General features: G+C 68.2%; 11 protein-coding genes. 3 read left to right on the forward strand and 8 right to left on the reverse strand.

Going from position 1 to position 10,646, the window contains the following annotated elements; genetic code table 11:
• Positions 1 to 11: 11 nt before the first annotated feature.
• The 6 genes from RMO04_RS02505 to ubiG all read right to left on the reverse strand — a co-directional run bounded on the left by RMO04_RS02505 (position 12) and on the right by ubiG (position 6,085).
• Entirely contained in the window at positions 12 to 1,094 is a 1,083-nt protein-coding gene (locus RMO04_RS02505) for a Zn-dependent alcohol dehydrogenase (protein WP_309643218.1), read from the reverse strand.
• Between the two features lie 197 nt (positions 1,095 to 1,291).
• Positions 1,292 to 1,747 (reverse strand): hypothetical protein, encoded by a 456-nt coding sequence (locus tag RMO04_RS02510; RefSeq protein ID WP_309643219.1) that lies wholly within the window; start codon positions 1,745 to 1,747, stop codon positions 1,292 to 1,294.
• Between the two features lie 63 nt (positions 1,748 to 1,810).
• The gene (locus RMO04_RS02515; RefSeq protein WP_309643220.1) at positions 1,811 to 2,740 is read right to left on the reverse strand and encodes an alpha/beta hydrolase; all 930 of its coding nucleotides are present in this window, start codon (positions 2,738 to 2,740) and stop codon (positions 1,811 to 1,813) included.
• Between the two features lie 82 nt (positions 2,741 to 2,822).
• Positions 2,823 to 4,439: a long-chain fatty acid--CoA ligase gene (locus RMO04_RS02520; RefSeq protein WP_309643221.1), complete on the reverse strand. Its 1,617-nt coding sequence runs from the start codon at positions 4,437 to 4,439 to the stop codon at positions 2,823 to 2,825.
• 67 nt (positions 4,440 to 4,506) lie between these two features.
• Positions 4,507 to 5,310, reverse strand: a complete 804-nt coding sequence (locus tag RMO04_RS02525) for an FkbM family methyltransferase (protein WP_309643222.1) — start codon at positions 5,308 to 5,310, stop codon at positions 4,507 to 4,509.
• Positions 5,311 to 5,335: 25 nt separating this feature from the next.
• Entirely contained in the window at positions 5,336 to 6,085 is a 750-nt protein-coding gene (ubiG, locus tag RMO04_RS02530; RefSeq protein WP_309643223.1) for a bifunctional 2-polyprenyl-6-hydroxyphenol methylase/3-demethylubiquinol 3-O-methyltransferase UbiG, read from the reverse strand.
• Positions 6,086 to 6,261: 176 nt separating this feature from the next.
• On the opposite strand from ubiG, the gene RMO04_RS02535 reads away from it, so the two are divergent.
• The gene (locus RMO04_RS02535) at positions 6,262 to 7,512 is read left to right on the forward strand and encodes an aspartate kinase (RefSeq protein ID WP_309643228.1); all 1,251 of its coding nucleotides are present in this window, start codon (positions 6,262 to 6,264) and stop codon (positions 7,510 to 7,512) included.
• On the opposite strand, the gene RMO04_RS02540 is transcribed toward RMO04_RS02535, so the two are convergent.
• On the reverse strand, positions 7,509 to 8,903 hold the full coding sequence (locus RMO04_RS02540; RefSeq protein WP_309643224.1) for an MFS transporter: 1,395 nt from the start codon (positions 8,901 to 8,903) through the stop codon (positions 7,509 to 7,511). The genes RMO04_RS02535 and RMO04_RS02540 overlap by 4 nt on opposite strands.
• 70 nt (positions 8,904 to 8,973) lie before the next feature.
• Between RMO04_RS02540 and RMO04_RS02545 the strand changes: the two genes are divergently transcribed.
• Together RMO04_RS02545 and RMO04_RS02550 are read left to right on the forward strand one after the other, a co-directional pair.
• A complete protein-coding gene (locus tag RMO04_RS02545; protein WP_309643225.1) occupies positions 8,974 to 9,615 on the forward strand; it encodes a metalloregulator ArsR/SmtB family transcription factor in 642 nt (213 codons plus the stop codon).
• On the forward strand, positions 9,588 to 10,133 hold the full coding sequence (locus RMO04_RS02550) for a GNAT family N-acetyltransferase (RefSeq protein ID WP_309643226.1): 546 nt from the start codon (positions 9,588 to 9,590) through the stop codon (positions 10,131 to 10,133). The genes RMO04_RS02545 and RMO04_RS02550 overlap by 28 nt, the downstream gene beginning before the upstream one ends.
• Here the strand turns inward: RMO04_RS02550 and RMO04_RS02555 are convergent.
• A partial coding sequence (locus RMO04_RS02555) for a hypothetical protein (protein WP_309643227.1) occupies positions 10,130 to 10,646 on the reverse strand: 517 nt, incomplete at its 5' end. The genes RMO04_RS02550 and RMO04_RS02555 overlap by 4 nt on opposite strands.

A 10,646-nucleotide genomic window follows, 5' to 3' on the forward strand; every position in this document is an offset into this window, starting at 1 on the left:
CGTGTATTGTATCAGTCGAACACGATCACCGAACGGGCCAGTTCGCCCTTCTTCATGTCGGCGAAGCCTTCATTGACCTGTTCCAGCTTGATGCGCTGCGACACCATCTCGTCCAGCTTCAGCTTGCCCGACATGTAGAAGTCGACCAGGCGGGGCATGTCGACCGGGAAGCGGTTGGAGCCCATCAGCGAACCCTGGATCCGCTTCTCGCCCAGGAAGGCGGCGCCCATCAGGGTGATGGTCTGGCCGACCGGGATCATGCCGATGACGTTGGCGGTGCCGCCGCGGCGCAGCATGTTGAAGGCCTGCTCGGCGGTCTTGCTGAGACCGATGGCCTCGAACGAGTGGTGGACGCCGCCCTTGGTCATCTCGATCACTTCCTTCACCGCGTCGGTCTGGGAGGCGTCGATGAAGTCGGTGGCGCCGAATTCCTTGGCCAGGTTGCCCTTGGAGGCGACCATGTCGATGGCGATGATCCGGCCCGCCCCGGCGATCGCTGCGCCGTTGACAGCGGCCAGGCCGACGCCGCCCAGGCCGATGACAGCCACGGTCTCGCCAGGACGGACGTTGGAGGTGTGGATCGCCGCGCCGACGCCGGTCATCACCGAACAGCCGATGAGGGCGGCGCGGTCGAGCGGCATGTCCTTGCGGATCGCGACGCAGGCATGCTCGTGGATCAGCATCTGCTCGGCGAAGGACGACAGGTTCAGGTACTGCATCATCGGGCCGTTGGCCGCCGACAGACGGGGCTCATCGTCGGCGCCGCGCTTGGTCTCGGGCGAGACGCACAGCGACAGGTGGCCGGTCAGGCAGGACTCGCAGTGGCCGCAGTAGGCCGAGAGGCAGGTGATGACATGATCGCCCACCTTCACCGTGCGGACTTCCGAACCGACCGCCTCGACGACGCCGGCGCTCTCATGGCCTAGGACCGCGGGCAACGGATGCGGATAGGACCCTTCCATGAAGTGCAGGTCGGAGTGGCACAGGCCAGCGGCCTTGGTGCGGATCAGCACCTCGCGCGGGCCGGGCTTGTTGATCTGGACGTTCTCGATCTGAAGCGGCTTGCCCACTTCACGCAGCACTGCGGCCTTCATGTCAGCGTTTCCCCTAACCGACGCCCCAAAGGGCTGATGTTTCGAAGTCGCGGTATGGCCGCAGCTTTCGCAAGGCCAACCTTATCGCCGTTCAGATGGCGAGGGCCAAGAGGTTTTCCGTGGCGCGGTGCGGATTGCCGAAAACGAAAGAGGCCCCGACGTGAGCCGGGGCCTCATGTCTCGTTTCGGTCGTCGACTTACTTCGGCGCGCCCCAGATGTCGGTCTTGGACTCGCTGGAAACCAGCGCGCCACCGGAAATCGAGAGGCTGGTCGCCGGGACCGCCACGGTCTTGCCGTTGGCGCTCAAGGTGACCTGGTGACCGCCGTCGGCCTTCTTGGTGACTTTGGAGATCTTGCCGATCTCCGCGCCGGTCGCATCGGTGACCGTGGCGCCGGTCTTCAGATCGGCCTCGGTGGCCGAGACATTAGCCGCCATGCCGGTTTCGGCTTGGGCCTGGGTCGCGGGGACGCCCTTCGCCGGGGAGCTCATCGCGTCAGTCGCCGGTTTCATGGGATCGGGGTTGACCGGCGGCGTCGCCACGGAGGCGCCGACCTGGCCCGCGACGGACGGCGTGGCGGCAGGAACTTGCGCCATGGCGGGGAAGGCGAGCGTGACGGCGGCGGCGCCGGCCAGAAGAAGCTTGATGGTCATAAGAATGTTTCCCTCGTTGGCCCCAGCAGGGTCCCTAACGAGGCCGGCGCCGGTAAGTTCCACTCAGGCGGGTGCGGCGGTCCGCCGCTGATCCTTGGACTTCAGCCACGGCCAAGACGGAATCTTGGGCAGCGACGGGAGCTTCAGGACGAACGGCCGAGGGATGCACGCCTCGATGTGGGAGAGCAGGGTTTCAGTCGGGCCATCGTTCAGAAAGTGGTTGGCGCCGGCCACGCGCTCGAAGCGGATCGGGCGTCGCGTACGAGTCTCGGCGACCAGACGCTCGGCGATCTCGATGGGCGCGAAGTCGTCCTTGTCGCCGTGGATCACGTGCACCGGAACCCGCAGCCGGGCGAGCGCGGCCCGCATGCCCTCGAGCTGGGCTGGCTGATTGCTCACCTCCATCACCGCGTGGCGCAGGTCGCGGGGGATGACCTTCAGCAGGCGCGATCCCACGTCCAGAAGCCAGCGCGCCGTAGGTCCTGACTCACCGAAATAGCCCGATAGCAGGACCAGTCCGGCCACCTTGCGTGGATTGTCGGCGGCCATGAGAGAGGCGATGGCCGCCCCGTAGGACTGACCGACCAGCAGCACCTTCTGACCCGGCTTGGCGTCCAGCAGCGGCGCCAGGGCGCGAGCCTGGACGGCGATGTCGCCGACATACTCCACGGGCTCAGAGCCGGCGTAGCCCGGCCGATCCACCACGGTCATCTCGCGATCCTGCGGCAGGGAGGCCAAAGCCGGAGCCCAGTATTCCGCCCACGACGGCGCGCCCGTCACCACGACGATCTTCCAGGGCGCGGTCTTCGCGCGGGGCGTGGTGATCGCGGAAATCCGCCAGCCTAGGCCGGCCCCGGCGTCGAAGCGCATCCGGCGCACGACGCTGTCGGGATAGTCGGCGGAGGTGGGCGCGTGTTCCGTCCGTCCGGCGGCCGCGGCCTCGATCGCCGCCCACCCCATGGAAAGCACGCCTTTGGGTCTCTTCCGCGCCAAGATCCGTCGCCTCCCCGTCCACATCCTGGACGTGGGAAGTGAACGCAGAACGACAAGGACGGTTCGCGGCGCCGGCGCGGTTTCAGGACGGCGTGGCCAACCGGTCACGCAGCTGGCGTTTCAGCACCTTGCCGGTCGGGCCGATGGGCAGTTCGTCGACGATCCGCACCTCGTCCGGTGTCCACCATTTGGCGACGCGCGCGGCCACGTGGGCCTTGAGGACCTCGGGATCCGCGGTCTGTCCCGGTCGCAGGGTGACCAGCAACAGTGGTCGCTCGTCCCACTTGGGATCCGGCACCCCGATGGCGGCCGCCAACGCCACGGCCGGGTGAGATGAGACCGCGTCTTCGAGGTCCAGCGTGGAGATCCACTCCCCGCCCGACTTGATCACGTCCTTGGCCCGGTCGGTGAGCCGCAGATAGCCCTCGGGGTCGATTGTGGCGATGTCGCCCGTGTCGAACCAGCCGTCGGCCAGGAAGACGTCGGCGCCGTCGTTCTTGTAGTAGGCCGAACTGACCCATGGGCCGCGCACCTGCAGGGCGCCGACGCTGGTCCCGTCCCGCGGCTGGATGGTTCCGTCATGGCCCATGATCCGCAACTCGACGCCGAACATCCCCCGCCCCTGCTTGAGCTTGCGGGCGTAGGCCGCGTCCGCGTCCTCGGCGGCGTGGCGGTCGAGCGCGGTGTTGATCACGCCCATGGGGCTGGTCTCGGTCATCCCCCAGATCTGGCGAACGGTGGCGCCGAGCTGGTCCTCCACCCGCCGCATCAAGGTCGCGGTGGGCGCCGAGCCGCCGACGGCCACGTTGCGCACCGTCGTCAGCTTCTGGCCGGTCTGGTCCAGGTGATCCAGCACCCCCACCCAGATGGTCGGCACCCCCAGCAGGAAGGTCGCCTGTTCCGCGACCGCCAGCTCGCAGATCGAAGGTCCGTCCAGCTGGCGGCCCGGCAAGACCAGCTTGGCCCCGACCAGGGGGGCGGCGTAGGGCGTGCACCAGGCGTTCGCGTGGTACATCTGGGCGCAGGGCAGCACGGTGTCGCGGGCCGACAGGTCGAAGGCGTCCGGCGCCACCAGGGCCATGGCGTGCAGCACCGTCGAGCGGTGGCCGTACAGAACGCCCTTCGGATTGCCGGTCGTGCCTGAGGTGTAACAGAGGCCCGAGGCCTGCCGCTCATCGAGCTCGGGCCAGACGAAGTCCGGTGAATTGGCCTCGATCAGCTCCTCATAGACCAGGGTCCGAGCCGGCGCGTCCTTGGGAAGATGCTCGCGGTCGGTCATTGCGACCAGGGTCTTCACCGTGGTCATCTTGGGCGCCAGCTCAGCCACCAGTTCGCCAAAGCTGATGTCGAACAGCAGCACCGAGTCCTCGGCGTGGTTGGCGACCCAGGCGACCTGGTCGGGATGCAGGCGCGGATTGATGGTGTGCAGGATCGCCCCGATCCCGGAGACGGCGTAGTAGAGCTCGAAGTGGCGATAGGTGCTCCAGGCCAGGGTCGCCACCCGATCGCCCGGCTTCACGCCCAGAGCGGTGAGCGCATTGGCCATCCGCTTGGCCCGCTTGAGGGCGTCGGCGTAGGTGTAGCGATGGATCGGCCCCTCGAGGGTGCGCGTCACCACCTCGCGATCGCCATGGTAGGTCGCGGCGTATTCCAGGATCGACGGCAGGCTTAACGCCCGGTCCATCATCAGAGCCAGCATCGGCGACCTTCTCCCTTATCGTTGTTCAGATGAGGGTAGGACGCGGCCCCGGACCGCGCCAGAGGGCTCAGGCCGCCATCCGCGCCTTGAACACGCCATCTGGCAGGCTGGGCGCGCGGCTGGGGTGGACGAAGAAATAGTCTTTCCATGGCAGGTCGGGTTCGACCGTCGTGCGCTCCTCCAGCCGGTCGCCGTTCAGCGCGAACATGCGGTAGCCGCGCGAGCGGAACATCTCGACCACCGCGTCGGCCGAGCCGCCGAAGCGGCTTTCCAGCATGATCGGATGGATCTCCAGCAGGACGTGCGGCAGGTCGCGGTCGATGACCTGCTCCGCGCCTTTCAGCGCCTTCTGTTCGGCGCCCTCGATATCCATGCGGATGAAGTCGACCCGGTCCACGCCATGGCGCAGGCAGTAGTCGTCCAGGGTGACCACCGGGGTCGGCTGGATCTCGACGCCGGTGTCCTCCAGGTCCGGGCGGACCTGTCCCTCCGGCGCGGTCTCGGCGACGAAGGCGTAGGCGCGGCCCATGCGGCCCGAGGTTTTCTTGGGCGTCACCAGCAACAGCTCGCCCGAGGTGTCGGAGACCGCCGCGTGGATCGGCGTCACCTGGCCGGCGATGCCGTGCCAAGTCAGGCAAAGTTTCAGCACCTCGAAGGTGAAGGCCGAGGGCTCAAAGGCGTAGATGCGCGCGTCAGGCGCGACCTGGGTCATGACGTAGGAGTGGCGGCCGTCGCTGGCGCCCACGTGCAGGCACACCGGCGATCCGGACAGGAGGTCGGCGAGGTAGGGAGTCTCGGGCTCGTGCTTGGCCCATTTCATGTTGCGCCGCCAGGCGCGGAAAGCGTGACTGAGCACGCGTATCGAAGGCATGGATACTTCCCCTTGAGGGCGCTCTTTACGCCACGTCGCGGGTGACCGTCATCATGTAGTTGATGTCGCAGTCCGATGAACGCGACCAGCGCCCGCCCAGGGGATCGTAGCTGACGCCGAATGGTCCCTGCACCGCGACCGGTTCGCCGGCGAGGAAACCGCGTAGCTCGTCCGGCTTCAGGAACTTGGTCCAGTCGTGGGTTCCGGCCGGCAGCCAGCGCAGGACGTACTCGGCCCCGACCTTGGCCAGAGCGAAGGCCTTGAGCGTGCGGTTGAGCGTGGCGACGATCATCAGGCCGCCCGGGGCCAGCAGCCGGGCGCAATCGCGCAGATAGCTGGCCGGATCGGCCACGTGCTCGATCACCTCCATGTTGAGGATCAGGTCGAAGGCCGGCTCGCTGGCGGCCAGCAGGTCCTCGGCGGTGGAGGCGCGGTAGTCGATGGCCAGGCCCTGCTCGGCGGCATGGGCGGAAGCGGTGCCAATGTTGCGCGGCGAGGCGTCGACACCCGTGACGTCGAAGCCCAGCCGGGTCATGGGCTCGCAGAGCAGTCCGCCGCCGCAGCCGATGTCCAGCAGGCGCAGCCCCTCGAACGGTCTGCGGGCGGAGGCGTCGCGGCCGAAGCGGACCAGGGCCTGCTCGCGGATGAACGACAGGCGCACGGGATTGAACTTGTGCAGCGGCGCGAACTTGCCTTTCGGATCCCACCATTCGGCGGCGATGCGGGAAAAGCGTTCGACCTCTTCCGGGTCGATGGAGGTGGCGGCGGCGGTCATGGCCGTCCTTTTCCACCGGCGAGACGCGGCGCGCTAGTCCCTACGCGACGAAGGCCTGTGGGCGGGCGCCTTCTTGCCGGAAAGCCCGGTTTTCAGATGTGCGAAAGGCAGACATTGCCCCTTTCGGCCGGCGCCGCTATGAGGCGCAGCCTTACCTTTCACGCGGAGTCTTCGCCCTGTCCCGGCTGGTGATGAAATTCGGCGGCACGTCCGTGGCCGACCTGGAGCGCATCCGGCGCGTCGGACGGCTGGTGGCCGCCGAGGTGGCGGCCGGACATCAGGTCGCCGTGGTGGTCTCGGCCATGTCCGGCAAGACCAATGAACTGGTCGCCTGGACCGACGGCGCCGGCGCGGCGGTTCAGGGACTGACGCCCTCCGACGACGAGTACGACACCGTGGTCGCCTCAGGCGAACAGGTGACGGCGGGTCTGCTGGCCATGACCCTGCGCAACATGGGCCTGCCGGCGCGATCCTGGATGGGGTGGCAGATCCCGATCATCGCCGACGACGCCCACGGCCGCGCCCGGATCGACGACATCCCCTCGGAGAACCTCGACAAGGCGCTGGACGCCGGCGAGATCGCGGTGATCGCGGGCTTCCAGGGCGTGACCCGCGACAACCGGATCGCCACCCTGGGCCGCGGTGGCTCCGACACCAGCGCCGTGGCCATCGCCGCGGCGGTGAAAGCCATCCGCTGCGACATCTACACCGACGTCGACGGCGTCTACACCACCGACCCGCGCATCGAGAGCAAGGCCCGCAAGCTCAACAAGATCTCCTACGAGGAGATGCTGGAGATGGCGTCCTTGGGCGCCAAGGTGCTGCAGACCCGTTCGGTCGAGCTCGCCATGGCCCAGAACGTGCCGGTGCGGGTGTTGTCCAGTTTTGTCGAGCCCGGCGAAGCGCCCGGCCAAGGCACCATCGTGTGCGACGAGGAAGAGATCATGGAAAAGCGGATCGTTAGCGGCGTCGCCTACAGCCGCGACGAGGCGAAGATCAGCCTGTTCGGCCTGCCCGACCATCCGGGCGTCTCGTCCGAGATCTTCGGCGCGCTCGCCGACGCCAACGTGAACGTGGACATGATCGTCCAGAGCCACGCGCGCACCGCAGACACCGCCAACATGGAATTCACCGTCGGCAAGCGCGACGCCCAGCGCGCCGTCGACATCGTCCGCGCCGCCCAGCCGAAGATCGGCTTCGACGACGTGCAGGTGAACGAGGACGTGGCCAAGGTCTCGGTGATCGGGGTGGGCATGCGCAGTCACACGGGCGTGGCCAAGACCATGTTCAAGGCCCTGGCCGAGAAGGGCGTGAACATCCAGGTGATCTCCACCAGCGAGATCAAGATCAGCGTGCTAATCGACGCAGCCTATACGGAACTCGCCGTCCGCGCCCTGCACGCCGGCTTCGGCCTGGATCAGCTCTAGGCCCGTTCCGCGCTGAGCCGCCAGGCGGCCCAGACCCCCAGCATCGAGACCGGGGCGACGGCGACAAACACCCACAGGCCGGCCGCCTGCGCGCTGGCGTCGGTCAGCCCGCCGGAGAACCCGACGAGATTGGCGACCGCGGCGGCGGCGGCGGCGCCCACGGCCGAGCCGGTCAGGCGCACGGTGGTCATGGCCGCGGCCCCGATGGCCCGCTCCTCGCCTTCGGGCAGGCTTGCCAGCAGCCGCTGGCTCATGAACGCCCAGGACAGGCCAAATCCGCCGCCCAGGAAGGCGCCCGCCACCACGACGCCGGGAATGGAAGCGTCGGGAAAGACGAGAGCGCTGCCAATGACGCCCAGGGTCGCCATGACAGCGCCCGCCCGGATCATTCGCCGCGGCCAGGGCCCCGTCAGGTGGGCGACGGCCAGGCCCAGCACGGTCCAGACCAGGGCCTCGACGGCGATGATGTAGCCCGCGCCCAGGGCCGACAGCCCCGCGAGGGTCTGCAGGATCGCCGGGCCGTAGATCGAAAAGCCCATGGACGCCGTGGTCAGCAGGAACATGGCGGCGAAGCCCGAGCCGGCGATGGTGCGCAGGTCGCCGGAACCCTTGGGCAGCAGGCGCACCTTGGCTCCGCCATCCACGGCGACCATGGCGATCAACAGGCCGACGCCGAGGGCGGTCAGGCCGATGGACCGGGCGAAGTCGTGGACGATGTCGGCCAGGCCGATGGCGCCGACACCGGCGGCGATCAGACCGAGCTGGGGCCAGGCCACCCGGCTGTCGCCGGCCTGGCCATCGGCCGGCAGCAGCGCCCAGGCCGCCCAGGCCACGCCCAGGGCCTGGATCGCGAACAGCCAGAACACCCAGCGCCAGGCGTCAAGGTCGGCGAAGATCCCGCCGATCAGCGGACCCAGCAGACTGGCGATTCCCCAGATGCCGGTGACGGCGGCGTAGACCCGGGGCAGCAGGCGGTCGGGGAACATCAGGCCGATGGCCACCGAACAGAAGCCCACCACCCAGCCGCCGCCGAGCCCCTGCAGGACCCGGCCGATCAGGAAGCTCGCGATATCCGGCCCCGCCGCACTCAGCCCGCAGCCGACGGCGTAGAGCAGGGCCGCGGCCGCCGTTGCTCTGCGCAGGCCGAAGCGCAGGGCCAGCAAACCCGAGCTCGCCCCGGCCAGGACCGAGCCCAGCAAGAATCCCGCGGTCGCCCAGCCGAAATAGGCGTAGCCGCCCAGATCGGCCCCGACGCTGGGCATGATGGTGGCCGTGACCAGGGAGTCGGCGGCGCTGATCCAGACGCCCAGGCAGATCAGGACGAAGCGCGGCAGACGGCCGTCGCCCAGCACATCGGCCCAGCTTCCGTCCGCCCGCGACCCTACCGTCATTTGACAATCTCCGACTTTACAAATCCGAGGTAGACCCGGCTTGCGAATTTTGCAACTATCCAGTTGTCAAATGCGAACAACCTCCGACCAGATCCTCCTGCTCCTGAAGAGCAAAGGCCCCGCCCAGACCGCGGCGCTCGCGCAGGCCGTGGGTGTGACCCGGCAGGCCGCCCGGCTGCAAATGGAAAAGCTGGCCGCCGAGGGTCTGGTGGAGCACGTCACCGAACGCATGGGCGTCGGGCGGCCCCGCCGCTCCTGGTCGCTCACCCCGCTGGGGAACCAGCGGTTCCCCGACACCCACGCCCAGATGACCGTGGAGCTGATCGAGGCCGTGCGCGGCGAGTTCGGAGACGAGGGCCTGGACCGCCTGATCAAGCGCCGGGAGGTGTCGATCGAGGTCGGCTATCGCAAGGCGCTGGACGGCGCCACGGCCCTGGAGGATCGCCTGGAACGCCTGGCGCAAATCCGCGGCGCCGAGGGCTACATGGCGCAATGGAGCCGCCGGGAAGACGGGGCATATCTGCTGGTCGAGAACCATTGCCCGATCTGCGCCGCCGCCACGGCGTGCCAGGGCTTCTGCCGATCGGAACTTGCCCTGTTCGAAATGATGTTGGCGCCGGCCAGGATCGAACGCGTCGAGCATATCCTGGCGGGAGCACGGCGCTGCGCCTATGTCGTGACTCCATGGACATCGTCGACGTCTCAGCCCTGACACACGACCAGCGCGCCCAGGCCGCGCAAGTGATGCGCGATGGCTTCGCGCCCATCGGCGCTTATCAGGGCGAGGCGGCCGCGGCGGAGGTAGCCACCTTTTTCGACGATCCCGACCGGTTCGCCTTGGCCGCCCTGATCGAGGGCGTGGTGGTTGGCTTCGTTGGCGGGATCGATAGCTACCCCAAGGCCGTCGAACTGCACCCCATGGTGGTGGACCCGGCACACCAGGCCAGGGGCGTTGGCGCGGCTCTGCTGGCTGCTCTGGAGACGCGGGCGGCCGCCCTGGGTAAGCTGACCGTCTATCTGGGCACGGACGACGAGGTCGGCGGGACAAGCCTGTTTGGCGCCGAGGTGTTTCCGGACGCCCTGTCGAAGCTGGCCGCGATCGCGCCAACCACTGGCCACGCGTTCTTCTTCTACCGCCGTCACGGCTATGAGCCCGTCGGCCTCATCCCCGACGCCAACGGCTACGGCAAGCCGGACCTGCTGATGGCCAAACGGGTCGGCAAGCCCTAGCCGCGCCCCGGGATCGGCAACTGGAAGTCCGGCGACCAGTGGGTCGCCGTGCCCGAGACCACGTACCAGGTGATGAACAGGGCGCAGATCAGCGCGCCTGGGACATAGGAATTGGTCCGCCGATAGGTGAAGACCGCGATGACCCCCACGACCGCCAGCAGCGGCACGAACTGGATGCCGACGATGGTGTTCAGCGGTTCGGCCATCGCCAGGACGCCGGTGGCGAACAGGCTGCCATACTGGATCGCCTCCAGCGCGACGAAGCCCAGGCTCATGGCGAGCGCGGCGACGACATACTGACCCTTCCCCTGTCCCTTCAGGGCCAGGTTCGCGTGGAGCGCGCGCAGGGCCACAAGGAAGAACAGGGTCCACAACGGCAGATAGGCCAGGGCGTAGGTGAGGTGCAGCCCGTCCAGCGGCTTCAGCCCCAGCACCCAGAACCGGTAGTCGACACTCCAGAGGCCATCGACCAGCGCCAGCGAGCCGTAGCCGACGCCGACGGTCACCACGGCG

Origin of the sequence: Phenylobacterium sp., from assembly GCF_031412415.1 — a bacterium.
Lineage (GTDB): Bacteria > Pseudomonadota > Alphaproteobacteria > Caulobacterales > Caulobacteraceae > Phenylobacterium.